This is a genomic window from Nesterenkonia marinintestina (genome assembly GCF_025420485.1).
Classification (GTDB): domain Bacteria; phylum Actinomycetota; class Actinomycetes; order Actinomycetales; family Micrococcaceae; genus Nesterenkonia; species Nesterenkonia marinintestina.
On sequence record NZ_JAOEFD010000004.1, the window covers coordinates 58,331 to 82,828 of the forward strand.

The following is a 24,498-nucleotide window of genomic DNA, read 5'->3' on the forward strand; positions in this document are numbered from 1 at the left end:
CGGTGCTCATAGGATGCTGTCATGAGCATCACATCGCCGCGCATCGTCTGCGCCCCGGACTCGTTCAAGGGCTCCGCCTCCGCGCCGGAGGCCGCCGCCGCCCTGGCCCGCGGTGCACGTCAGGTGTTCCCGCACTCCGAGATCGTCGAGCTGCCGTTCGCCGACGGCGGCGAGGGGACCCTGGATGCGCTGCTGGCCGTCTGGGGCACTCAGGCCGAGGAGGTCGACGTCGTCGACGCCCTCGGCCGCCCGGCCACCGCACTGTTCGGCCGCTCGCCCGACGGCCGCACCGCCGTGATCGAGGCGGCCCAGGCCAACGGGCTCCCGCAGGTCTCCGACGTGCCCCTGCGCCCGCTCCGCGCCGACACCTTCGGGGTCGGGATGATCGCCGCGCACGTCCTGGACGAGGTCGACGAGATCCTGCTCTGCATCGGCGGCTCGGCGAGCACGGACGGCGGCACCGGACTGCTCACCGCGCTGGGCGCCCGCTTCCTCGACGACTCCGGTCACGAGGTGGATCCCGGCGGTCAGGGACTGGCGAGCATCGTCGAGATCGACGTGTCCGACCTGCATCCGCGTGCGACCGAGGTGCGCTGGCGGATCGCGGTCGACGTCGACAATCCGCTCACGGGTCCGCGCGGCGCGGCCGCCGTCTTCGGCCCGCAGAAGGGTGCGGACGAACAGGACGTGGCCACCCTCGACGCCGGCCTCGCCCAGCTCGCCCGCGTGCTCTCCGCCCGAGCCGGCACCGCCTCCGACCACCAGGATGACTCCATCGAGGACTCCACCGAGGGCTCCACCGAAGACTCCGTAGAGGAGATCGCTGAGCGCCGAGGGTTCGGCGCCGCCGGAGGCATCCCGGTCACGACGGCGACGCTGCTGCGGGCCGAGGTGGTGCCCGGCTCACAGATGGTGGCCGACGCGGTGGGTCTCAGCGACGCGCTGTCCGGAGCAGACCTGGTCCTCACCGGCGAAGGGTCGCTGGACTCACAGTCCCTGGACGGCAAGGTCGTCGCGGCGGTGCGGCGCCACGCCCCGCAGTCGGCAGCGGTGATCGTGGTGGCCGGGACGGTGCGGCTGACCCCGGCCGAGTGCCGTGAGGCCGGCGTGACGGCGGCGCTGTCCATCGCTCCCGGAGCCGCATCGCTGGAGACGCTGCTGGAGGAGGCCCTGCCGCTCATCGAAGATGCCGCGGCCCACGCCTGCGCGCTCGCGGCCGTGTGAGACACCGACCCGGTTCGTCCGTATAATAGAAACACAATTCCATATCGCGGATATCGATGACTCTCGACGACCCGAATCCCACGAAGGATGGATCATGACCCGCCACCTCGCCGCAGGAGACCCCGCACCGGACTTCACCCTCGACGACTCGGACGGCAGGACCGTCTCGCTCGCCGACTACGCCGGCAGTCACGTCATCGTCTACTTCTACCCGAAGGCCGCCACCCCGGGGTGCACGACCGAAGCCTGCGACTTCCGGGACAGTCTGAGCTCCCTGCAGTCCTCGGGGTACGGGGTCCTGGGCGTCTCGCCCGACGAGCCCGCGGCGATCCGAGACTTCGCCGCCGCCGAAGAGCTGACCTTCCCGCTGCTCTCGGACCCGGAGCACGCCGCCGCCCGGGCCTACGGCAGCTTCGGCGAGAAGATGATCCGGGACCGCACCGTCGAGGGCACGCTGCGCTCGACCTTCGTCGTCGATCCCGACGGTCGGCTGTCCTACGTCGAATACGACGTCGACGCCGAGGGCCACGTCGCCCGGCTCCGCGAGTCGCTCGGGACCTGATCCCGCAACGGCCTGTGCCCACACCGGCCTGAGCCTCGTCACGCCGCGTACGCTCAGCCGCTGCGCCTCAGAAGCCGCCCGTGCGGGGTGGTGAAGTCGACGGTCCGCCCGCGCAGGATCGTGCGGTCCACCCGTCCGAGGACCTCACGCGCGTCATAGGCGGTGATCCGGTTCCGATGCCAGAGGTCGTCGGCCCGGACGTCCCATCGGGCGTGGGGGTCGAAGACCGCGAAGTCGGCGCTGCAGCCCTCGGCGATGCGCCCCTTGTCGGCGACTCCGGCGATCCGCGCCGGCGCGGAGGACATCCACCGGACCGCATCGGCCAGGTCCACCCCCTGCCGCTGCGCCTCCGTCCACATCAGCGAGAGTCCGAGCTGGAGCGAGGAGATCCCTCCCCAGGCTCCGCCGAAGTCCCCTCCGTCCAGCAGCTTGAGCTCTGCGGTCGAGGGCGAATGGTCTGAGACCACGCAGTCGATGACCCCGGCGCGCAGCCCCTCCCACAGCGCCCGTCGGTTGGACTCCTCGCGGATCGGCGGGCAGCACTTGAACGTGGTGGCCCCTTCGGGGACCTCCTCGGCGGACAGCACGAGGTAGTGCGGGCAGGTCTCGACCGTCAGGCGGACTCCCTCCTCCCGCGCGGCGGCGATGTCCTCCAGGGCCTCGGCCGAGGAGAGGTGGAGGATGTGTGCCCGGCAGCCGGTGCGGCGGGCGGCCTCGATCACGGCACGGATCGCTTCGTTCTCAGCCTCCCGGGGCCGGGAGCTGAGGAAGCTGCCGTACGACCTGCCCTCCGCCGCGGGGGCCGACTCCAGAGCGCGGGGGGACTCCGCGTGGACGATCATCAGAGAGTCCGCCTCGGCCAGGACGGCCATGTCCCGCTCCAGCTCGGCCGGGCTCAGGGGCGGGAACTCCTCGACCCCGGAGTCGGAGAGGAAGCTCTTGAACCCGTACACGCCTTCACGGTGCAGGGGTATGAGGTGCTCGGTGCTGCCGGGGATCGCGCCGCCCCAGAAGCCGACGTCGACGAACGCCTTCGGCTCCGCCGTCCGCCGCTTCTCCTCCAGGGCATCGACGTCGACCGTCGGCGGGAGGGAGTTCAGCGGCATGTCGATCAGCGTGGTCACTCCGCCGGCCGCGGCCGCGCGGGTTGCGGTGCCGAAGCCCTCCCACTCCGTCCTGCCGGGATCGTTGACGTGGACGTGGGTGTCCACGAGCCCGGGCAGGAGCACCTGCTCCGCGGAGAGGTCGAGGACCTCCTCCCCCGTGAGCCCGGTCCCGAGGTCGGCGACGACGGCGATCCGGCCGTCGCGGACCCCGATCTCCGCGGCCGACGGGCCCTCCGGCAGCATGGCGCGCTCGGCGCGGATCACCATGTCCAGATGTGGGGCGTCTGCGGCCTGTTCGGGCATCGACGTCATCTGTCCTCCTCCCGACGCGGTCCCGGGACCGGCGTCACGGCGTGGGCGTCAGCTCTGCGAGCGGGGTCAGCGCGGTGGGTGCCTCGCCCGCGGTCTGGGCGAGCGCCTCGAACTCTTCGATACTATCGAGGGCCCTGCCCATCGCGATGTTGGTCACCCGCTCGAGGATGACCTCCACCACCACCGGCACCTGGTGCTCCCGCATCAGCTCCAGGCCCTCCCGGAGTCCGTCGGCGATCCGTTCGGGGTCCTCCACGCGCAGCGCCTTGCAGCCCAGCCCCTCGGCGACGGCCACGTGGTCGACGCCATAGCCGGCGGAGGGCCCGGTCAGGTTGATGTTCTCGAACGCCAGCGAGACCTCGAAGTCCATGTCGAAGCCCCTCTGGGACTGGCGGATCAGTCCCAGATACGAGTTGTTGACCACCACATGGAGGTAGGGGATCCGGTGCTGGGCGCCGACGGCCAGCTCCTCCACCATGAACTGGAAGTCGTAGTCTCCCGAGAGGGCGACGACCGTGGCGTCAGGCGTAGCCCGAGCGACCCCGAGGGCGGCGGGTCCGGTCCAGCCGAGCGGCCCGGCCTGCCCTGCGTTGATCCAGCGGCGGGGGTGGTAGACGTGCAGCATCTGGGCGCCGGCGATCTGGCTCAGACCGATGGTGGTCACATACGTGGCGTCCTGACCGAAGACGGAGTTCATCTCCTGGTAGACGCGCTGGGGCTTGATCGGCCGCTCGGTGAAATTCGTCTTCCGGTGGAGCGTGGACTTCCTCCGTTCGCAGCTCTGCGACCAGTCCGAGAAGTCCGGGAGTCCGGCGCCGTCGCGACGACGCCGGGCGGCCCGCAGCAGCGCGTCCAGCGCCGCACCCGCGTCCGAGACCACGCCGAAGTCGGGGGCGAAGACCCGTCCGATCTGGGTGGGCTCGACGTCGATGTGCACGAACCGCCGACCGCGGCGGTACACCTCGAGGTCCCCGGTGTGCCTGTTGGCCCACCGGTTGCCGATGCCGACCACCAGGTCGGACTCCAGGAAGGAGACGTTGCCGTAGCGGGAGTGGGTCTGGATTCCCACCATCCCGGACATCAGCCGATGGTCGTCGGGGATCGCGCCCCAGGCCATGAGCGTCGGGGAGACGGGGACGTCGAGGAGCTCGGCGAACTCGACCAGTCGGTCCTCGGCGCCGGCGTTGAGTATCCCGCCTCCGGCCACGATGATCGGACGTTCGGCCGACGCGATCATGTCCAGGATCTTCTCCGCCTGCGCGTCGGTGGCCTCCGGCCGTCCGACGGGCAGCGGTTCGTACATGTCGATGTCGAACTCGATCTCCGTGAGCTGCACGTCCAGGGGGAGGTCGATCAGCACGGGGCCGGGACGGCCGGACCTCATGAGCCCGAAGGCCTTCTGGAAGGCGCCCGGCACCTGCCCCGCCTCGAGCACGGTCTTGGCCATCTTCGTCAGCGGCTCGGCGACTGCGGCGATGTCCACCGCCTGGAAGTCCTCCTTGTCGAGGACCGGGACCGGCGCCTGCCCGGTGATGCACAGGATGGGCTGGGAGTCGGCCTGGGCGGCGTAGAGTCCGGTGATCATGTCGGTGCCGGCGGGGCCCGAGGTGCCGATGCACACCCCGATGTTGCCGGGGGCCGCCCGGGTGAAGCCGTCGGCCATGTGGGAGGCGCCCTCGACATGTCGGGCCAGGGTGTGGCGGATGCCCCCATGGGCCCTCATCGCTGAGTAGAGGGGATTGATGGCGGCTCCTGGGAGTCCGAACGTCTCCGAGGCCCCCTCCTTCTCGAGGATGAGGGCGACGGCGTCCACGGCTCGCATGCGGGTCATGAGTGCTGCTCCATTCGTCAGAGGGTCCCCGTGGGGTGCTCAGCCTCGGGTCGGGTCGCCCGTGCCTGAGAGCTGCTCGACCAGCTTGAAGAGTCCGGAGTGGTCGAGACCTCCGTCGCCCTGCCGCACAGTGGCTGCGACGAGCTGGGCCACGGCGCCGGCGAGGGGGATGACGACGCCGGCTTCGCGGGCGGCGGCGGTCACGATGCCCATGTCCTTGTGGTGCAGCTCGAGTCGGAATCCGGGGTCGAAGGACCGGTCCAACATCTTCCGACCCTTCTGGTCCAGCACCTTGGAGCCGGCCAGCCCTCCGCCGAGGACCTCGAGGGCGGAGTCGGTGTCGACGCCGTAGGCCTCGAGGAAGACGACGGCCTCGGCCAGCATCTGGATGTTGCCCGCGACGATGAGCTGATTGGCGGCCTTGACGGTCTGGCCGGACCCCGAGGGGCCGACCCGGACGACGGTCTTCCCGACGGCCCCGAGGACGTCGCCGACGGCGTCGAAGTCGGCCTGCTCACCGCCGACCATGATGGACAGCGCCGCGTCGATGGCGCCCTGCTCACCGCCTGAGACCGGTGCGTCCAGCGGGTGCAGCCCCGCCTCACGGGCCTGGTCGGCGAGCTCGCCGGCGACGTCGGGGCGGATGGTCGAGGCGTCGATCCAGTAGGCGCCCGGCTCCGCGTGCGCGAGCACTCCGTCGTCGGCGGTGAGCACCTCTCGGACGTCCGGGGAGTCCGGGACCATCGTGATGATCACGTCGGCGCCCTGCACCGCCTCGGCGATGGAGCCGGCGGCGCGGCCACCGGCCTCGGCGAGCTGCTCGGCCCGCTCGGGGGACCGGTTGCAGCCGACGACGGAGAATCCGGCGGCCTGGAGGTTCTTCGCCATGGGAAGGCCCATGATTCCGAGTCCGATGAATGCGATCGTCCTGCTCATGAGTGGGGGTCCTCTCTCTCGTGGATCGGGGCTGCGTCGGGGCCTAGGCGGAGAGCCAGTCGAAGGCCGTCTCCCTGTCCTGCTTGTACTCCAGTGCGATGCGGCCGGTGTAGCCGAGCTCGTAGGACCGTTCGATCCACCGCCGGAGCGGGAGCTCTCCGGTGCCGGGAGCTCCGCGACCGGGAGCATCGGCGATCTGGACGTGCGCGAACTCGGCGGCGTGCGCCTCGATCACGGCTCCGACGTCGTCGCCGTTGACGTGCATGTGGAAGAGGTCGGCGAGCAGGCCGACGTTCTCCCCGCCCTGCTCCCGCACGCGGCGGACCACGTCCAGGGCGGCGGCGGCGGTCTTCAGGGGGTACTCGTCCGCCCCGGAGACCGGCTCGACGAGCACCGTGCCGCCGATCGGGGCCACCTTCTCGGCGGCCAGGAGGAGGTTCTCGACGGCGATGTCGTCCTGGGCCTGCTCGGTCTGCCCGTCCTGCCGCAGCCCGTAGAGGGCGTTGAAGGCGGTGCACCCCGTCCGCTCCCCGATCGAGGTCGCGAGCGCGACGTTCTCGGCGAAGTCCTCGCACCGGCCCTTCACCGAGACCATCCCCCGGTCGCCGCGGGACATGTCGCCGGCCCAGAAGTTGAGCCCACGGAGGGCGACCCCGGCGTCCTCGAGGGAGACGACGAACCGATCGACGTCCTCGGACGAGGGAGTGGGTTCGCCGTCGAAGGGCCACCAGAACTCCACGTCGGTGAAGCCTGCGGCTCGGGCGGCCGCGGGCCGCTCCATCACGGGGAGCTCGGTGAGGAGCGTCGAGCAGTTCAGCACATAGCTCCGCGGAGAGGTGAAGTCGAAGGTCGCAGTCATCGGGGCCCTCCTGCACGGGTGATCGACGGATCAGATTTCGTGATGCGAGAACTCTCATCCGCATCTTGAAAGTGATACTACGACTCGAGCACACCTCCGTCAACATCCCCGGAACCCCTGGGGCCGCCCCTGCGCCGTGTCGACCTTGACGCGACGAGTGTGACCGGGGTTACACTCGAATTCACTATCTGGAATATGACTTCCGTAATCCGACAGCTTCATGTGTCGCGACGGCATGACTGAGAGGTATCGCCCCATGAGCGCAGAGACACCCGGCCGGAGGGCCCGCAGGAAGACCACGGTGCCTCGCGGGTCGGACCGCCCCGAGGACGAATGGCTGCCCATCCCGAGGCTCGCGATGTTCGGACTGCAGCACGTGCTGACCATGTACGGGGGCATCATCGCCGTGCCGCTGATCATCGGCACGGCGGCGGGGCTGACCGGTGAGCAGACCGCCCTGCTGGTGACGGCCAGCCTCTTCGTCGGGGGCCTCGCCACCGTCCTGCAGAGTGTGGGTCTCCCCTACCTCGGGGCCAAGCTGCCCCTGGTGCAGGGGGTCTCCTTCGCCGGCGTCGCGACCATGCTGGCCATCCTGGCCGGACCCGGAAACGATCTGACCACGGTGCTCGGCGCGGTCATCGTCGCCAGTCTCGCGGGATTCGTCATCGCACCCTTCTTCGCCTCGATCATCCGCTTCTTCCCTCCCGTGGTGACGGGCACGGTCATCACCGCGATCGGCCTCAGCCTGATCCCCGTCGCGGCGAACTGGTCGATGGGCGGCGATTCGGAGGCCGACGACTACGGGTCCCTGGCCAACATCACCCTCGCGTTCATCACGCTGGGCGCGATCATGCTGCTCAGCAAGATCGGCTCGGCGGCGATCTCACGGCTCTCGATCCTGCTGGGTCTCATCCTGGGCACGGCCGTCGGCGGCCTCATGGGGCTCACCGACTTCACAGAGGTCGGCGACGGCGCATGGGCCTCCCTGCCCGGAGTCTTCGCCTTCGGAGTGCCGACGTTCGACGCCGCCGCCATCATCTCCATGTTCATCGTCATCCTGGTCGCCAAGACCGAGACCGTGGCCGACCTGATCGCCGTCAGCGAGATCATCGATACCCGGGTGGATCGTCGCCGGATCGCGGACGGGCTCCGCGCCGACATGCTCTCCTCCGCGATCGCCCCGGTGTTCGGCTCCTTCACCCAGACCGCCTTCTCCCAGAACGTCGGCCTCGTCGCCCTGACGAGGGTCAAGAGCCGCTTCGTGGTCGCGGCCGGAGGCGTGTTCCTCGTGACGATGGGACTGCTGCCGGTGCTGGGACAGGCCATCGCGGCGATCCCGATGCCTGTGCTCGGCGGTGCGGGCATCATGCTGTTCGGCACGGTGGCCGGATCGGGCATCCGCTATCTGAAGACCGTCGCGTTCGACGGCAACATGAACCTCATCATCGTCTCGGCCTCCCTGGCCTTCGCGATGATCCCGGTGGTCCAGGAGGACTTCTACCACGCGTTCCCGTCCTGGTTCCAGACGATCTTCCACTCCGGCATCTCATCGGCCGCCGTCATGGCCGTGCTGCTGAACCTGCTGTTCAACGAGCTGCGCTTCGGCACGCCGAAGGATCCCTCGGTCTTCGCCGCCAAGCCCATCAGGGTGCTGTCGCCGACGAACCTCAAGGAGCTCAAGGAGGACGACGTCTTCGTCGACGGACGGTTCCTGGACTGCGACGGGGAGGAGATCCCCGTGGTGCCCGACGACAAGGTCGCAGAGATCCGCGACGCGATCGACGCCGGGGAGATCACCGACACGTCTCAGGTGCAGATCGTCGCCGAGAGCGGACGCCCGGCGCTCCACGGGGAGGACGACCCCCGGAGTCCGGACCGTGCTCAGGAGTCGGAGATCGCAGACCCGGACTCGGAGGTCACAGACCGGGAGCCGGGCGGCCCACGACGTCCAGAGTGATCAGGCCGGCGGACCGCAGGTCGGCGGGCCGCCGGCACCCGCCGCGCGCCCCTCGACCGGGGTCAGCTCACAGCTGCACCTGGCGGTTCACGTCCTTGTAGAGCAGGTAGCGGAACGGTTCGGGACCGCCCGCGTAGCAGGCCTGGGGACAGAACGCCCGGAGCGCGAGGAAGTCGCCCGCCTGGACCTCCACCCAATCCTCGTTGAGCCGATAGACGCCCTTGCCCTGGAGGATGTAGATGCCGTGCTCCATCTCGTGGGTCTCCGCGAACGGGATCACGGCACCGGCCTCGAAGGTGACGATGTTGACGTGCATGTCGTAGGCCGGATCCTTCGGGTCCAGCATCCTGGTGGTCCGCCAGCGACCCTCCGTGCCCGGCATCGGACGGGCCTCGACGTCCCGTTCGTCGCCGAACACGGGTGCGGGGCTGTGCCCGGGCAGAGGCTGGTGGCGCTTGCGCAGCCAGTGCAGGCGGGCGGGTGCGTCACCGACGGCCTTCAGCGTCCACTGCGCACCTGCCGGCAGGAAGGCGAATCCGCCGGGACCCAGAGTGTGGGTGGTGCCGTCGAGGGTGACCTCGGCCTCACCTTCCATGAGGAAGAGGAACCCCTGCACCTCGTCCTGCGGCTCCGGGGCGTCCGAGCCTCCGCCGGGAGAGACCTCCAGGATGGTCTGTGAGAACGTCACGGGGCCGCCGGCGACAGGTCGGCTGAGCACCCAGGATCTGGTGGCGCGCCACTCGGGGAGCACCGTGGTCACGATGTCACGCAGCACGCCGCGGGGGATCACGGTGTACGCGGTGGTGACCACGGCCCGGTCGGTGAGCAGGTCGCTCTGCGGCGGGTGTCCGCCGTGGGGCGCGTAGTACTGCGGCTCCGTCCCGCGGGCCTCTGCTCGGGCAGCGGTCTCGGTGCTCGTGCTGGTGCTCGTGCTGGTGGCCTGCGTGCCGTTCTCGGCCTCGTTCATCGTCACTTCCTCTCTCGACGTCCCACCCGGTTCCTCATCGGCCGACCTCACCCTATGGCATCGCCGTCGTCCATCCGACCCGTGCGGGCCAGCCCGCGCAGCCCCTCAGGGGCGAACCCGGCCGCGGATTCGACCTCCGCACCGGTCACCGCACCGCAGGCCAGGGCCCGCTCGAGGTATCGGGCGAGGGCCTTGGCGGTGGCGGGCTCGTCGAGGACCGCCGAGTCCTCGCGGCGGACGTAGCTGCGCAGTCGCCGGGCCGCGGAGTCGAACCCTCCGCGGAAGAAGCAGAAGGTGGCCAGGAACCGTGTGGGGAGCTGGTGGGGGTGGAGGTCCCAGCCCTGATGGATGCCGTGCTGCAGGTGACGACGGACCAGACGGGCGTGCAGATCCCAGGCCGCGGCCACCGCATCGGGTTCGCCGACGGGCAGGATGTTGGTCGAGCCGTCGGAGACGTGGACGCCGGTCCCGGCCACGGCCAGCATCATCTGATGTTTGGCGAAGTCGGCCCCCGGGTGATCCATCCCCTGGTAGGCGGCGGCGATCCCCAAGGACGCCGAATAGTCGTACGTGCCGTAGTGGAGCGAGGTCACGCGCCCCTCTCCGGCGTCCAGGGCGGGGCCCAGCGGCACCGTCCCGTCCGCTCCCAGGATCAGCTGCGGGGTCTCCACCTGGATCTCGAAGCCGAGGGTCCCCTCCGGGAGGCCGTGCCCCTGCTCGAGTCCGCGGCAGGCGGTGACCATGGCCGCCACCTGGTCGGGGGTGCTGACCTTGGGCAGCGTGAGCACGAGCTGCTCGGGCAGCCCGCCCGAGGCGTGCAGCAGGGTGGAGAGGAAGAGGTCGAGGGTGCGGAGGCCGCGACGCCGAGTCTGGGCCTCCATGCTCTTGAACCGGATCCCGATCGACCCGGGAGCGGCCTCGGCCGCGAGTCCGCGCGCGGCGTACTCCGCGGCCGTCCGCGCCCAGTGGTCCTCCTCCTCGTCGGACCGGTCGCCGAAGCCGTCCTCGAAGTCGATCCTCAGGTCCTCGACGGGTTCGGTGCGCAGCTTCCGATCCACCGCGTCGGCGAGCCGTTCGGCCTCGGCCGATCCGTCATCGGCACCGTCAGCACCGTCAGCACCTGCACGCTCCGGGGCGGCGATGAGTCCGGGCCCGCGGCGGGAACCGTCGAGGACCTGCTGCGCGAGACGCACCAGCCCTCCGTGCTCCTCCACGGCCTCGACGGCCTGCCGGCCCCACCGCTGCGGCAGATCCGGGGTGTAGGTGTCGGCAGGCACGTAGACGGTGTGCACAGGCTGCCGGACGTCGCGTTCCCCGGGGTAGCGGGTGCGCAGCAGCTCGTCCGTGGTCGCCAGGTCCTCGTCGATGCCGCGCAGCAGATCCTGGGTGAGCGTGGGGGCGCGGTGGGCTTCGGTCGATCCGCTCATGAGCGTCCTCCGTCCTGCGGGGCGCGTGCGGCCTCCACCACGGCCAGGGCCACCTTCTCGGCGACCTCGGGGTCGAACACGGAGGGGACGATGCAGCGGGGGTTCAGCTCCTCCGAGGGGACGCATGCCGCGATCGCCTCGGCCGCTCCGACGAGCATGGCGTCGGTGATGTCGGAGGCTTCGGCGTCGAGGAGTCCGCGGAAGAAGCCGGGGAAGGCCAGGACGTTGTTGATCTGGTTCGGATGGTCGCTGCGGCCGGTGGCCACCACGGCGGCGTGCTTCCCCGCCTCGGCCGGATCGACCTCAGGGTCCGGGTTGGACATCGCGAACACGGCGGCGCCCTCGGCCATGGCGGCGATGTCCTCGGCGCCCAGCAGGTCGGGTGCGGAGACGCCGATGAACACGTCGGCCCCGACGACGGCCTCCTTCAGCGTGCCGGAGAAGCCCTCGGTGTTCGTATGCTCAGCGATCCAGGCCTTGTGCGGGTCGCTCTGGTCCGATCCCGGCTCGATGGCGCCGCTGCGGCCGCAGGCCACGATGTGAGGCGCCCCGGCGGCCATCAGCAGTCGGATGATCGCGTGACCGGCCGCTCCCACCCCGGAGACGACGGTGCGCACCTCCTCCATGCGCTTGTCCACCACGCGCAGCGCGTTGCGCAGGGCCGCCAGGGTCACGACGGCGGTGCCGTGCTGGTCGTCGTGGAAGACCGGGACGTCGAGCTCCTCGCGCAGCCGCGCCTCGATCTCGAAGCAGCGCGGGGCGGAGATGTCCTCCAGGTTGATCCCGCCGTACGCCGGTGCGATCGCTCGGCAGATGCTGATGATCTCCTCGGTGTCCTGGGTGTCGAGGGCGACCGGCCACGCATCGACCCCGGCGAACTGCTTGAACAGGACCGCCTTGCCCTCCATGACGGGCATGGCCGCCTCCGGGCCGATGTTCCCCAGACCCAGCACCGCGGAGCCGTCGGTCACCACGGCCACCGTGTTCCGCCTGATGGTCAGCCGACGCGCCTCCCGGGGATCGGCCGCGATGGCCCGGCAGACGCGTGCCACACCCGGGGTGTAGGCGCCGGAGAGGTCGTCCCGTGTGCGGAGGGGCACCTTGGGCGCGGACTCCAGCTTGCCCCCGAGGTGCAGCAGGAATGTTCGGTCCGAGACCGTGCGCACCTCGACTCCGTCGAGAGCCTCCAGGGCCGCCTCCACCTCCTCGCCGTGCGCGGCGTCGCGGGTGTCGCAGCTGACGTCGACGATCAGCGCCTCAGGGGTGGACTCGGCGACGTCGAGGGAGGTCAGGACCGCCCCTGTGCCTGCGACCACGCTCACCAGGTCCGATGCGGCGGTCTGTCCGACCGGTGCGGCCACCCGCAGTGTGATCGAGTTTCCGGGGCTCGGCGCAGCCATGAGCGTCCTCCCATCCAGTGAAGTTTCCGTATCTCGGATACTACCTTCTGTTATACGGAATCGCGACCACCCTATAGACTCACCCAAGAACTCCGGGAGGCCCACCGATCCGCCGACGTGCGGGTCGACTGCGCCCCGCCTCACATCATGCCAGGAGGGACCTCGCACCATGATGCGCACCACTTCCGAGACGTCGCCGACCCGCCCTGCACGCAGCGGCGTCCAGTCCGTCGAGCGGGCGTTCGACCTGCTCGGCCTCATCGCCGAGGCCGGAGGCCACACCACGCTCAGCGAGCTGGCCGCCGCAGTGGACCTGCCGATGCCGACCATCCACCGCCTCCTGAAGACACTGGTCGGACTCGGGGTGGTCCGACAGCTTCCGGACCGCGGGTACGCCCTCGGACCCGGACTCATCCGCCTCGGCAACCTCGCCGGCGAACAGCTCGGAGCGATCGCCCGACCGTACCTGCGCTCGCTGGTCCGTGACCTGAGCGAGAGCGCCAACGTCGCGACGCTCGACGGAGACATGGTCGTCTACGTGGACCAGGTGCCCTCCCCGCACCAGATGCGCATGTTCACCGAGGTGGGCCGGCGCACGCACACCCACGACACCGGCGTCGGCAAGGCCATCCTGGCCCAGCTTCCCCGGGACCAGGTGCGCCGGATCGTGGCGGCCGCGGGGATGCCGACCCCCACCCCCCACAGCCTCGCCACGCTCGAGGACCTGGAGAGGGAGCTGGAGCGGATCCGCGAGCGCGGCTTCTCCGTCGACGAGCAGGAGCAGGAGCTGGGGGTCCGCTGCTTCGCAGTCGCAGTCCCGGACGCCCCGACCCCCTTGGCGATCTCGGTCTCGGGACCCACCAGCCGAGTGGATCAGGCCTTCGCCGACAGGGCGGTGCCGCTGCTGCAGGAGGCCGCCTCCCGGATCTCACAGGAGCTCAAGACTCCCTGACCCTTGACTCTCACCCACTCTCCGCGGACACTGGATGTCATGAAGCGGAACGACACTTCCGCAATGCGAGAACAATCGCAGCGCAGTCGCTCCCTCACCACTGGACGGAGAGTTCACATGACCACCTGCTCGAACACCCCGGAAGTCCCCGCATCGTCGAGGACCCCCATCCACGTGACCGCCGAGGAGCTCGCCTTCGGAGGTGACGACCCGGACTTCTTTATGAAGCCGTCGGGCGCACCGCGGCCCCCTCTGGTCTGCTCCGTCCCCGCTCTCCGAGGCCTGCTCCCCCAGTGCCGCTGACCTGACGGCACGCTGAGACGCCTCGGCCCTCCCCCGGCATTCGGGGGAGGGCCGAGGCGTCTCAGCGTGATGAGCGGACCTCTCTCAGCAGAAGCCGCCGATGCCCTGCCACGCCTCCGGCACGTCCGGGGCGGAGTCACGCATGATGCTGGCTTCGATCAGTCCGTAGGGACGGTCGGCCGCGTAGAACACCTCGTTCGGATTCTCCAGGCCGAACGGAGACAGGTCCTGCACGAAGTGGTGCTTGTTCGGGCAGGAGAAGCGGATCTCATCGATCTCCGGGACCTCGGAGATGACCCTCTCCCCCATCTTGTAGAGCGTCTCCTGCAGGGCGTAGGAGTAGTGGTCGGTGAACGACGACATGATCAGCTGCTTCACGCGCCGGTAGACCGCCTCGAAGTCCAGCGAAGTGGTGTTGTAGCGCCAGCGGGTGGCGATGTCCGTGGCCAGGACCCGGTCCTCGGTCTCCGGCAGAGTCGTGTATTCGTCCCGGGGGTAGCCGACGAACCCGGAGCCGGTCGACTTGAGCACGGTGAGGCCGTGGAAGCCGGAGATGAGGTGGTCGGTGTCGCCGTCGCGGCTCAGCACGACGGTGCGGACCTCGGGGGCCGAGCGGAAGAAGGCGTGATCGTGGTCGTCGATGCGCGACCAGCCGTACTCCTCTGCCGCCCAGCGGCCCCCGGTGACCCAGGAGAAGCGGGAGGTGAAGCTGTCGGCCAGCGCCGTCAGGAACTCCTCCGGCGAGGAGATCCCGACCTCCTTCGCCTTGGCGAAGATCGTGTTCTTCTGCGTGTCCGTGGCGACGACGTGCTCGTTGCTGCCTTCGGTGTGGGCGGTGGTGAAGTCGCCCCACAGCTGAGAGGTGACGTTGAGATCGCGGATCTCATGACGGTCCGTGTCACGGACGACCCTGACGACACGGTTCTCGGCCTTGCCGTACTGATTGCTGCCGAGCCTGACGTTGCTCACGATGCTCTCCTGTCTGGGATGGGTTGCGGCGGATGCCGAGGGGGGGGTGGCGGCGCAGCTGCGCCGGGGAGGTGCCGGTCTCAGCTGCCTCGATAGGTGGTGTAGGCGAACGGACTCAGCAGCAGTGGGATGTGGTAGTGGTCCTCGCCGGCCCTGACGCTGAAGTCCACCGTCACTGTGGGGTGGAAGTGGTCCTGTCCGCGGGCCTCGAAGTAGGCGCCGACGGCGAACACGATCCGATAGCCGCCCGGCTCCAGGGTCTCGGGACCCAGCTCTCCGACGCGACCGTCGTCATCGGTGGTGGCCGAGGCGATGTGCGCCCCGTCGCTCGTCGAGAGGGTGATGTCGATGCCGCGAGCAGGTGTGCCGGCGGTCGAGTCCAGGACGTGGGCGGTGATGTGGCTCATCGGAGCATTCCTTCCAATCTGAGGGCTGCGATCTGTTCCAGCTGCTCGCCGGTCTCGGCGAGCTCCTGCTCGGCGGAGTTCTCCAGGCGCCGCTCGAGCTCGGCGAGGATCTCCTCGGAGCTGCGTCCCGCGGCTCGGATGAGGAAGACGCGGCCGAAGCGCTGTTCGTAGGCGATGTTGCCCTCTGCGAGCCGGGTCCGGACCGTGTCGCCCAGCTCGCCGAGACCGGCCTGCTCCCGCCGGGAATGGGTGGCCTCGACGGAGTCTCCGCCCGCCCGCTCACCGATCCGCGGGTGGTGGGCCATCGCCGCCTCGATCTCCTCCGAGGTCAGCGGATGGGCGCCGGTGCGTGCGGCCTCCAGGCATCGGTCGAGGTCGTCGTAGGGGCGCCCTGCGGAGACGACCTCCGTCCACCTCTCCACGTCGAGGCACGGACGCAGCAGCGAACGTGCCTGCTCGGCGGGGAGACTGTTGAACTCTTCCAGATCCACACGACCTCCTCGTCGAGATTTATCGTATGGTGGAATCTGAGTTCCACCTGCGCTTCGCAGTGTGACCCACCCCTCATCGGCGTGTCAACCGCCGCCAGCGGCCTGCATCGCCCCTGATCCGCGATCTGGACGCGTGATTCCACATCATGGATACTGGTGTGCGGAATCAGTGAGACTGCCCTCACGTCCGCAGACACCGACCCTGAAGGAGCGGGAGACGATGACCATCGAAGTCAATGAGCCCTACGAGGTCTTCGGAGCCGAGACTGTCCTCACCCGGGAGGCGCTGGAGTTCGTCGCCGAGCTCCACCGACGCTTCGCCGACGTGCGCGACGAGCGGCTCCGGGCACGCGGCACCGCCCAGCAGGAGGCGGCGGAGGCCGGGTCGCTGGACTTCCCCTCCGAGACGCGGGACGTGCGGGAGGGCGACTGGACGGTCCCGGAGCCTCCGGACTCGCTGCGGGACCGCCGGGTGGAGATCACCGGTCCGCCGGCTCCGGCCAAGATGGCCATCAACGCGCTGAACTCGGGGGCCGCCGTCTGGCTGGCCTGCCTGGAGGATGCCCTGTCTCCGCATTGGAAGAACCTCATCGAGGGGCAGCTGAACCTGTATGAAGCCGCACGCGGGACGCTGCAGTTCACCTCCCCGGAGGGCAAGGAGTACCGGCTGCGCGACGACGTCGACCTTCCCACGATCGTCGTCCGCCCCCGGGGGTGGCACCTGCCGGAGAAGCACATCGAGATCGACGGCCGTCCGGCGATCGGCGCCCTGGTCGACTTCGGACTGCACTTCTTCCACAACGCCGAGCTGGGTCGGTCCAAGGGCACCGGCCCCTTCTACTACCTGCCGAAGCTGGAGCACTACCTGGAGGCTCGGCTCTGGGACGAGATCTTCACCTTCGCGGAGGAGCGGCTCGGGATCCCGCACGGCACGGTGCGCGCCACCGTGCTGATCGAGACCATCCCCGCGGCGTTCCACATGGATGAGATCCTCTACGAGCTGCGCGACCATGCCGCAGGGCTCAACGCCGGGCGGTGGGACTACCTGTTCTCGATCATCAAGCACTTCCGCAGCTCGGGCGAGCACTTCGTGATGCCCGACCGCGCCCAGGTATCGATGACCCAGCCCTTCATGCGCGCCTACACGGAGCGGCTCGTCCAGGTGTGTCACCGACGCGGCGCCTTCGCGATGGGCGGTATGGCCGCCTTCATCCCGAACCGGCGCGAGCCCGACGTCACCGAACAGGCCATCGCGAAGGTCCGCGAGGACAAGGGCCGCGAAGCCCACGACGGCTTCGACGGCTCCTGGGTGGCCCATCCGGACCTGGTCTCCATCTGCCGGGAGGAGTTCGACGCGGTCCTCGGCGAGCGCCCGAACCAGGTGGACCGGACTCGCGAGGACGTCAGCGTCTCGGCGGAGGACCTCCTCGACATCGCGGGCGCCGACGGCGATGTCACCGAGGCGGGGGTCCGCACGAACCTCTACGTCGCGATCTACTACACCGCGATCTGGCTCTCGGGCAACGGTGCGGTCGCCATCCACAACCTCATGGAGGATGCGGCCACCGCCGAGATCTCCCGTTCGCAGGTGTGGCAGCAGATCCACAACGGCATCGTGGCCGCCGACACCGGCGAACGCATCAGCTCGTCGACTGTCGACCGGCTCCTCCGGGAGGTCGTCGAGCAGCTCCGCGGCGAGATCGACGACGCCGACGCCTTCGCCGACTACTTCGAGCCGGCGGCCGAGGTGGTCAGGAAGCTGGTCCTGGACGATGAGTACGTGGACTACCTGACGATCCCCGCCTACGAGCTGCTTCCCTGAGCACGGCTCCGGGCGCCCCGGCCTGGTGCCGCCCCGGGCAGATCTCCGCGCCCCTGACCTGCGGGGCGACGACGGAGTATCGTGAGGACACGCACGTCCGCACATCATGACCCAGGGCGGCACCGAGCCGCCGACGAGCAGCAGGGAGTCGAGCGAGACCATGGACATCTCAGGACGCACCTTCGTCATCACCGGGGCCGGCGCCGGCATCGGACAGCACACCGCCTTGGAGGTCCTCCGCCGCGGGGGACGCGTCGCGGGGATCGACCTCCGTTCGGAGGGGCTCGACGAGACCCTGCGGCTGGCCGGTGCGGAGAACCCCGACTTCGGGGCGATGTTCTCGGCCCACCCGATCGACATCACCGACCGCTCCTCGGTGCTCGCCCTGCCCCAGGCGATCCGCGATGAGCACGGCGGGATCGACGGGCTGATCAACGTCGCCGGGATCATCCAGCCCTTCGTCCACGTCACGGAGCTGGAGTTCACGACCATGGAGCGGATCCTGGCGGTGAACTTCTGGGGCACGGTGAACACGGTCAAGGCGTTCCTGCCCGAACTGCAGCGCCGCCCGGTGTCCTCGCTGGTGAACGTCTCCTCGATGGGGTCGATCCTCCCGGTGCCCGGGCAGACCGTCTACGGCGCCTCCAAGGCGGCGGTCAACCTCTTCACCGAGGGCCTCTTCGCGGAGCTGCAGGGCGGCCCCGTGCGGGTGACGACCGTCTACCCGGGCGCGATCGCCACCGAGATCAGCACCAACTCCGGCGTCGACCGCACCGAGGGCGAGGAGGCTCCCGAGTTCGGCGGCGGGGGCAAGAGCTCGGACCCGTCGATGACCCCGCCGCAGGAGGCGGGACGGCTCATCGTCGACGCCGTGGAGAAGGGCTCCTTCCGCGTGCACATCGGCAAGGACGCCAAGGCCTTCCGTGCGCTGAGCACCGTCACGCCGAAGCGGGCGATCCGCATGGTCGCCGAGAAGATGAAGGACCTCGTCTGAGGAGACCCGTCTGAGGGATCTCGTACGACGGACCGCCGTCTGGTCGGAGGCCGCCGCTCAGGCGCGGATGAAGTCGGCGAACGCGGCGACGAACTTCCGTGCCCGGGCGGCGGTCTGCTCGTCGGCGACGCCGTCGTCGTCGAAGACGTCCTTCGCTCCGCCGACGGCGAGGTTGGGCGTCCCCATGAACCGCACACCCAGCATCGGCAGGAACTGCCGCAGCTGGGACTGGCTGCTGATGGTGCCGAATCGGCCCGGGGAGGCGCCGGCGATCGTGACCGGCCTGCCGCGCAGCACCGAGGTGCCGCCGGGCCGGGTGAGGATGTCGACGGCGTTCTTCACCGCCGCGGGGAAGGACTGGTTGTGCTCCGGGGTGACGATCAGCAGCCCGTCCACAGCCTCCACCCGGTCCTTGAAGTCCTGCATCACCTGGGGGAAGTCCTCGTCCAGGTGCCGGCCGTAGAGCGGGAGTCCGCTGATGTCCAGGTCCCGCATCTCCACGTCCTCCGGAGCCTGTTCGACGAGTGTGCGGGCCAGCTTCCGATTGACCGATCCTTCCGCCCAGCTGCCTACGAAGTACCCGATCGTCGTCATCCTGCCTCTGCTCCCTGCTCTCGACGGTTCCGCCGCGGCCCCGACGGTGGTCCTCCACCCTATCGGTCGTTCCGGTCGGGGAGGTCCGGCGCAGGACGACGTCGGCCGGTCCGCCGAGGATGATCCTCGGCGGACCGGCCGGACAGCGTCAGTGGACTCTCGTCAGTGGCCTGACGTCAGTCGTGACTGGTCAGTCGTCGGTGACCACGACGTCGACGTCGATGTTGCCCCGGGTCGCCTTGGAGTACGGGCACACCTGGTGCGCCTGGTCGGCGAGCTCCTGGGCCTCGGACTGCGGCAGGTTCGGCACGACGACCTCCAGGGTGACCGCGAGCCCCATGCCGTCCTCGCCCTTGCCGATGCTGACCTTCGCACCGACCGAGGAGTCGCCGACGTCCTTGCCGGCCTGCTTGGCGACCAGCTGCAGGGCGCCGTGGAAGCAGGCGGCGTATCCGGAGGCGAACAGCTGCTCCGGGTTGGAGCCCTGCCCGTCGCCTCCCATCGCCTCCGGGGCGGAGAGGCCGAGGTCGATGCGGGAGTCGTCGGTGCGCACGTGGCCGTCCCGGCCGGAGCCGGTGGCGATGGCCTCTGCGGTGTACAGGGTCTCCATACTGTCCTCCTTACGGGCCCTGACGGGCCGTGATGTGTCCAGGTCTGCTGGCTCCTCCAGCTCAACACATCGCCGCAGAGGCGTCCAGGGGCCCGGGGCCGGAACGTCGTGGGGCCGGGCGGCCTCAGTCGAAGAAGCTCGGGACGTCGACCGCTCCGCCGGAGGCCTCGAACTCCTCACGCACCCGGGCCGCCAGCTCGTCGTCGACGAGGAAGTCCAGTGCGGTGGCCGCGAGCCCGAAGGCTCCGTCGACCGCGGCGTCCTCGGCACGGGGCGAGCCTGCGGCCTCTCGGAACTCGACGGTGTGCAGGGCCACGTCGGAGTCCGAGATCTTCAGCAGCGGGTGGATCCCGGGCACCCTGTAGCTGACGTTTCCGAAGTCGGTGGACGCGGCGACGGTCTCGGGGACGACGCCGCCGGGCAGCGGTGACCGCCCCCGCCGCGACTGCGCGGCCGTCCAACGGTCGGTGAGCGCCGAGTTCGTCCGGACCGGAAGGCTGGGAGGGTCTTCGTCCCAGGTCAGCGCCAGGTTGGTCCCGGTCATCAGGGCGGCACCCCTGAGCACGTCCTCCACACGCTCGGAGAGTTCGCGCAGGCTCTCGGGGTACTTGGACCGGACGTAGAGGTCCATCGAGGCGCGGTCGGGGATGATCGAGGCCCTCTCCCCGCCCTCGGTGATGACCGCGTGCAGCCGGTCCACCGGCAGCATCTGCTGCCTGAGCAGCCCGAGGCCCTGGTAGGCCAACGACGCCGCATCCAGGGCGTTGCGTCCCTGGAACGGCTGGGCCGAGGCGTGGGCGGAGACGCCCTCGAACTCGGCGGTCAGCACTCTGCGTCCGAGCCACACCTGGTCGGCCAGGTCGTAGCCGTAGGGGTGGATCATGATCGCCGCGTCGAGGTCGTCGAAGGCTCCGTGCTGCGCCATGTGCTCCTTGCCGGTGCGGCCCTCTTCGGCCGGTGTGCCCAGCAGCACCACCCGGCCCCGGAACGCGGCGGGGTCCTCGGTGAGGAGCCGGGCCAGGGACACGACCGACCCTACGGCGGTCGCGGCGATCACGTTGTGGCCGCAGCCGTGGCCGAGTCCGACCAGTGCGTCGTACTCGGCCAGCACGGCGATCGTCCGGTCGGTCTCGGGGTCGAAGTCGGCCGAGGTCACCTCGGCGTGCACCGCGGTGTCGAGCCCGAAGCCGCCGATGACGGCGTCCAGCCCGTGTCGACGCAGCAGCTCCGCCACCTCCGCGGCCGACCGGTGCTCCTCGAAGGCGACCTCCGGGTGCTGATGGAGGCTGTAGAGCAGGTCGATCAGGTCGGTGCGCAGCGATTCCGTGATGGTCTCCAGGGCGCTGCGGAGCTGATCCGACGCCCCGGAGTCCGCCGCACCGTCGGCCTCGTCCGGCGCGTCCTGCAGGTGCGCGGCCGCCTCGGCGCGCTGTGCGGTCTCCCTGTCGAGCTGGGACAGATAGAAGTCGGAGGGGCCGCTGAGGTTCTCGTATTCTCGCCGCACTGTGCGCTGCACTCACCTTTCATCGTGGGACTTCATCGTGACATGCCGACGCGGCATGTGAACGCGGTTCGTGGTCGGGGCATGTGGTCGGAGCATGTTGCCGGACCACGTGGTCGCGGACGGCCGAGGGCGCCGGACCTCGCCCGGCACCGGCTCACTGGTCCAGGTACACCGGAACACCTGGGCCGAACGGGATCCCGAGGAAGAAGAACACGTAGAGCACGATGTTGAAAGCGATGAAGAAGCCCACCGCGTACGGGAGCATCAGCGAGATGTATGTGCCGATGCCGGCCTTCTTGTCGTACTTCTGCATGTAGGCCAGGATTACCGGCATGAAGGGGAAGAGCGGTGTGACGATGTTCGTCGAGGAGTCGCCGATCCGGTAGGCCGCCTGGATGAATCCCGGGTGGTAGCCGAGCTGCATGAGCATCGGCACGAAGATCGGCGCCTGCAGGGCCCACTGGGCGGAGCCTGAGGTGATCAGCAGGTTGAGCAGCACGGTGAACAGCGTGTAGGTGAGGATCAGCAGCACGCCGGTGAAGCCGACGCGTTCCAGGAACTCCGCGCCGGAGACGGCCACCCAGAGTCCGAGGTTCGACCAGTTGAAGTACTCGATGAACTGGGCGATGGCGAACACCATGACGATGTAGGTGCCCATCGTCGCCATCGCGGCGGCCATGTGCTTGGAGACGTCGCCGGTGCTGCGGATCTCCCCGACGACGATGCCGTAGGTGACACCGATGACGATGAAGAAGATCAGGATGAGCGGAACGATCCCGTCCATGAAGGGCGAGTCGATGACCGCGCCGTCCTCACCCTGCAGCGGGCTTCCCGGGATCATCACGGCCACGGCGATCAGCAGCACGTAGAGCAGGCCGGCTCCCGAGGCCAGCAGGAAGCCCTTATGCTCACGGGCGGTCGGGGCGCGATCGTCCTCCATCTGGACCGCGGCGCCCTCGTAGGTGCCCAGCCGCCGCTCGGTGATCCGGGTGGTGATCAGACCGCCCACGAAGGTGAGAACGAAGACGCAGACGATGTTGAAGTACCAGTTGGCCACAGGGGAGACCGTCATCGAGTCGTCGACGATGCGGGCCGCTTCGGTGGTGATGCCGGCCAGGAGCGCATCGGTGCCGGCGACCATGAGGTTGGCCGTGAAGCCCGCTCCGGCTCCGGCGAAGCCGGCGACGAGCCCGGCGATGGGGTGGCGTCCGACCTTGTAGAAGGCCATGGCCATCAGCGGCGGGATCAGCACCATGGCGGCGTCGGAGGCGATGTTGCCCATGATGCCGACGAAGACGGCCATATAGGGCAGCAGGAACCCGGGTACGCGGCTGACGCTCTTGCGGATGGCGTAGTCGAGGTACCCGACCTGTTCGACCAATCCGATGCCCAGCATGATGCCCAGCACCAGACCCAGCGGGGCGAAGCCGGTGAAGTTGTCCAGCATCGAGGTGAGCATGAACTCGACGCCCTCGCCCGTGAGCAGACTCCGCACCGATTCCTCGTCGCCGGTCTGCGGATGCTCGGCGGAGGCGCCCAGCCCGCTGGCCACCGCGGAGAGCACGATGACGATGAGGGCCAAGACGACGAAGAGGACGAACGGATCGGGCAACTTGTTGCCCAGGCGTTCGATGGCGTCGAATACGCGTGAGGTCTGCTTCGATCCTGCTGAGCTGCTCTTGGCCATGGAGTTCCCCCTCAGTCGTCCACCGCCCCTGGGGGCTGTCGGCCCGTCTCCTTCATCCTGTCCCACCCCCGGGCGCTTCGCCGGGCACGACACAGGTCGCCGAGCTCCCAGTTCCGCTGCGGGCCGGGGTCAGGGCAGAATTGGGTCGATATGCAGTGCCACGACGTCGATCGGCTCTCTCCCGGAGATCCGCAGCAGATCGCCGCGGACTTCCGTGCCCGGTTCGGGGAGGTCTTCGGCCGCTCGGCCGACGGTGTGTGGTTCGCGCCGGGCCGGGCGAACATCAACGGTGAGCACATCGATTTCCACTCCGGCCGCTGCCTGCCGATGGCTCTGGCGCACGGCACCTACGCGGCGGCCGCCCCGCGCAGCGACGGGCTGCTGCGCGTGCGGACTCTGGACGCCGCGCTCGACGACGGTGTGCACACCATCCGACTCGACGAGGTGGCCCCGGTGGACTCCCCCGAACCCGCCGGACGGGCCGCGGGGGCGCACTCGATGGACGCCGCACCCAGCTGGACCCGGTATGTGGCAGGCACCATCTGGGCGTTGGCTCAGCTGGGTGAGGAGTCGCCCGGCTTCGCTCTGGACCCGGGGTTCGGCGTCGACCTGCTCATCGTCTCCACCCTCCCCATCGGGGGAGGCCTGTCCTCCTCGGCGGCGCTGGAATGCGCCACGGCCCTGGCGGTCATCGCCCTGGGCACGCCGTTGGGCGCTCAACACTCGGGTTCGGAGCTGGATGCGGCGCTGACCGACGCGCTCCGAGCCGAGGTCGCCGCGGCCTGTATGCGCGCCGAGGTGGAGGTCGTCGGAGCGGGCACCGGCGGGCTCGACCAGACGGTGAGCCTGCGTGGGCTGGCCGGCGACGTCCTGTCCCTGGACTGCCGGGACTTCTCGGTGGACTGGTTGCCGGTGGGACGGCTGCTGGATGACTACGTGTTCCTGGCCGTGGACACCCGCCAGGCCCATTGGTTGGGGGACGGCCAGTTCGACGACCGACGCGCCGATTCCGAGGCTGCGGCTCAGGTGCTGGGCGTCGAGCAGCTGCGCTACGCGCTGCCGGAGCAGGCGACGGCGGCTGATGCCCGCCGGGTCCGCGAAAGGTTCGATGAGCGGGTGGGAGCGGCTGCCATGGTGGCGGGGCGTCCTGCGGACGCGGTGCGTCGGCGCCTGCGCCATGCGCTCTCGGAGATGGTGCGTTCTGACGAGCTGGCGGAGATCTTCGCCGAGACCGTGCCGGACCCGGAGGTCGGTCCCGAGGACGCGGCGACCCTGATCGGGCAGCTGATGCTCTCCGGCCACGCCTCGATGCGGGACTCGGCGCAGGTGTCCTTCCCCGCCGCCGATGCGATCGTCGACGCCGCGGTGCGACATGGAGCTCCGGGCGGCCGGCTCATCGGCGGCGGCTTCGGGGGTTCAGTGCTGCTGCTCTCCCGGCGCGACGACGTCACCGCGCTGGAGGCCGCCGTCGACCGCGCCTGCGCCGGTGCCGGCCATCGACGACCACGGTTCGTGGAGATCACGCCCTCGGCCGGCGCCCGGACGGTGCCCCTGCCTGCGGTCGCGGCGCACCGTCCTCATTAG

At 69.7% G+C, this 24,498-nt stretch carries 20 protein-coding genes and 1 pseudogene; 7 read left to right on the forward strand and 14 right to left on the reverse strand.

Features of this window, described 5'->3' with window-relative positions; genetic code table 11:
- Positions 1-21: 21 nt before the first annotated feature.
- Together N7E59_RS04750 and bcp are read left to right on the forward strand one after the other, a co-directional pair.
- Entirely contained in the window at positions 22-1,224 is a 1,203-nt protein-coding gene (locus tag N7E59_RS04750) for a glycerate kinase (RefSeq protein WP_261623771.1), read from the forward strand.
- Between the two features lie 94 nt (positions 1,225-1,318).
- The gene (gene bcp / locus N7E59_RS04755) at positions 1,319-1,786 is read left to right on the forward strand and encodes a thioredoxin-dependent thiol peroxidase (protein WP_261623772.1); all 468 of its coding nucleotides are present in this window, start codon (positions 1,319-1,321) and stop codon (positions 1,784-1,786) included.
- 53 nt (positions 1,787-1,839) lie between these two features.
- On the opposite strand, the gene allB is transcribed toward bcp, so the two are convergent.
- The 4 genes and pseudogenes from allB to N7E59_RS04775 form a co-directional block, all read right to left on the reverse strand.
- Positions 1,840-3,195 (reverse strand): allantoinase AllB, encoded by a 1,356-nt coding sequence (allB, locus tag N7E59_RS04760; protein ID WP_449289659.1) that lies wholly within the window; start codon positions 3,193-3,195, stop codon positions 1,840-1,842.
- A gap of 43 nt (positions 3,196-3,238) precedes the next feature.
- The gene (gene gcl / locus N7E59_RS04765; RefSeq protein WP_261623774.1) at positions 3,239-5,035 is read right to left on the reverse strand and encodes a glyoxylate carboligase; all 1,797 of its coding nucleotides are present in this window, start codon (positions 5,033-5,035) and stop codon (positions 3,239-3,241) included.
- Between the two features lie 39 nt (positions 5,036-5,074).
- Positions 5,075-6,160 (reverse strand): 2-hydroxy-3-oxopropionate reductase, encoded by a 1,086-nt coding sequence (locus tag N7E59_RS04770; RefSeq protein ID WP_315942984.1) that lies wholly within the window; start codon positions 6,158-6,160, stop codon positions 5,075-5,077.
- Positions 6,057-6,830: pseudogene (locus N7E59_RS04775) on the reverse strand (hydroxypyruvate isomerase family protein); the annotation flags it as partial. The pseudogene N7E59_RS04775 and the gene N7E59_RS04770, both read right to left, overlap by 104 nt.
- 256 nt (positions 6,831-7,086) lie before the next feature.
- Here N7E59_RS04775 and N7E59_RS04780 point away from each other — a divergent pair.
- Positions 7,087-8,787, forward strand: a complete 1,701-nt coding sequence (locus tag N7E59_RS04780) for a nucleobase:cation symporter-2 family protein (protein WP_261623776.1) — start codon at positions 7,087-7,089, stop codon at positions 8,785-8,787.
- Between the two features lie 67 nt (positions 8,788-8,854).
- Here the strand turns inward: N7E59_RS04780 and N7E59_RS04785 are convergent, their stop codons facing one another.
- The 3 genes from N7E59_RS04785 to N7E59_RS04795 are packed head-to-tail and all read right to left on the reverse strand — an operon-like array spanning position 8,855 to position 12,581.
- Positions 8,855-9,754 carry a bifunctional allantoicase/(S)-ureidoglycine aminohydrolase gene (locus tag N7E59_RS04785; RefSeq protein ID WP_261623777.1) on the reverse strand — a complete coding sequence of 300 codons (900 nt, stop codon included), beginning with the start codon at positions 9,752-9,754 and terminating at the stop codon, positions 8,855-8,857.
- 47 nt (positions 9,755-9,801) lie between these two features.
- Positions 9,802-11,181, reverse strand: a complete 1,380-nt coding sequence (locus N7E59_RS04790) for an HpcH/HpaI aldolase/citrate lyase family protein (protein WP_261623778.1) — start codon at positions 11,179-11,181, stop codon at positions 9,802-9,804.
- Positions 11,178-12,581: an NAD-dependent malic enzyme gene (locus N7E59_RS04795; RefSeq protein ID WP_261623779.1), complete on the reverse strand. Its 1,404-nt coding sequence runs from the start codon at positions 12,579-12,581 to the stop codon at positions 11,178-11,180. The genes N7E59_RS04790 and N7E59_RS04795 overlap by 4 nt, the downstream gene beginning before the upstream one ends.
- Before the next feature lie 169 nt (positions 12,582-12,750).
- On the opposite strand from N7E59_RS04795, the gene N7E59_RS04800 reads away from it, so the two are divergent.
- Positions 12,751-13,533 carry an IclR family transcriptional regulator gene (locus N7E59_RS04800; protein ID WP_315942985.1) on the forward strand — a complete coding sequence of 261 codons (783 nt, stop codon included), beginning with the start codon at positions 12,751-12,753 and terminating at the stop codon, positions 13,531-13,533.
- A 387-nt stretch (positions 13,534-13,920) separates the two neighbouring features.
- Here the strand turns inward: N7E59_RS04800 and pucL are convergent, their stop codons facing one another.
- From pucL to uraD, 3 genes are all read right to left on the reverse strand, one after another.
- The gene (pucL, locus tag N7E59_RS04805; protein WP_261623874.1) at positions 13,921-14,808 is read right to left on the reverse strand and encodes a factor-independent urate hydroxylase; all 888 of its coding nucleotides are present in this window, start codon (positions 14,806-14,808) and stop codon (positions 13,921-13,923) included.
- Positions 14,809-14,885: 77 nt separating this feature from the next.
- Positions 14,886-15,212 carry a hydroxyisourate hydrolase gene (gene uraH, locus N7E59_RS04810; protein WP_261623780.1) on the reverse strand — a complete coding sequence of 109 codons (327 nt, stop codon included), beginning with the start codon at positions 15,210-15,212 and terminating at the stop codon, positions 14,886-14,888.
- Complete coding sequence (gene uraD, locus N7E59_RS04815; protein ID WP_261623781.1) at positions 15,209-15,703, reverse strand: 2-oxo-4-hydroxy-4-carboxy-5-ureidoimidazoline decarboxylase; 495 nt, start codon at positions 15,701-15,703, stop codon at positions 15,209-15,211. Before uraD ends, uraH begins: the two co-directional genes overlap by 4 nt.
- Positions 15,704-15,923: 220 nt before the next feature.
- Here uraD and aceB point away from each other — a divergent pair, with 220 nt between their 5' ends.
- Together aceB and N7E59_RS04825 are read left to right on the forward strand one after the other, a co-directional pair.
- Positions 15,924-17,525, forward strand: coding sequence for a malate synthase A (aceB, locus tag N7E59_RS04820; protein WP_261623782.1), 1,602 nt, complete (start codon positions 15,924-15,926; stop codon positions 17,523-17,525).
- Between the two features lie 160 nt (positions 17,526-17,685).
- Positions 17,686-18,519 (forward strand): SDR family NAD(P)-dependent oxidoreductase, encoded by an 834-nt coding sequence (locus N7E59_RS04825; RefSeq protein ID WP_261623783.1) that lies wholly within the window; start codon positions 17,686-17,688, stop codon positions 18,517-18,519.
- Positions 18,520-18,576: 57 nt separating this feature from the next.
- Here N7E59_RS04825 and N7E59_RS04830 read toward each other — a convergent pair whose 3' ends face one another.
- From N7E59_RS04830 to N7E59_RS04845, 4 genes are all read right to left on the reverse strand, one after another.
- A complete protein-coding gene (locus tag N7E59_RS04830; protein ID WP_261623784.1) occupies positions 18,577-19,113 on the reverse strand; it encodes an NADPH-dependent FMN reductase in 537 nt (178 codons plus the stop codon).
- Between the two features lie 190 nt (positions 19,114-19,303).
- Complete coding sequence (locus N7E59_RS04835) at positions 19,304-19,723, reverse strand: organic hydroperoxide resistance protein (RefSeq protein WP_261623785.1); 420 nt, start codon at positions 19,721-19,723, stop codon at positions 19,304-19,306.
- A gap of 124 nt (positions 19,724-19,847) precedes the next feature.
- Positions 19,848-21,227, reverse strand: coding sequence for a M20 family metallopeptidase (locus N7E59_RS04840; RefSeq protein ID WP_261623786.1), 1,380 nt, complete (start codon positions 21,225-21,227; stop codon positions 19,848-19,850).
- Positions 21,228-21,381: 154 nt separating this feature from the next.
- Entirely contained in the window at positions 21,382-22,914 is a 1,533-nt protein-coding gene (locus N7E59_RS04845) for an AbgT family transporter (RefSeq protein ID WP_261623787.1), read from the reverse strand.
- Between the two features lie 150 nt (positions 22,915-23,064).
- Between N7E59_RS04845 and N7E59_RS04850 the strand changes: the two genes are divergently transcribed.
- A complete protein-coding gene (locus tag N7E59_RS04850; protein ID WP_261623788.1) occupies positions 23,065-24,498 on the forward strand; it encodes a galactokinase in 1,434 nt (477 codons plus the stop codon).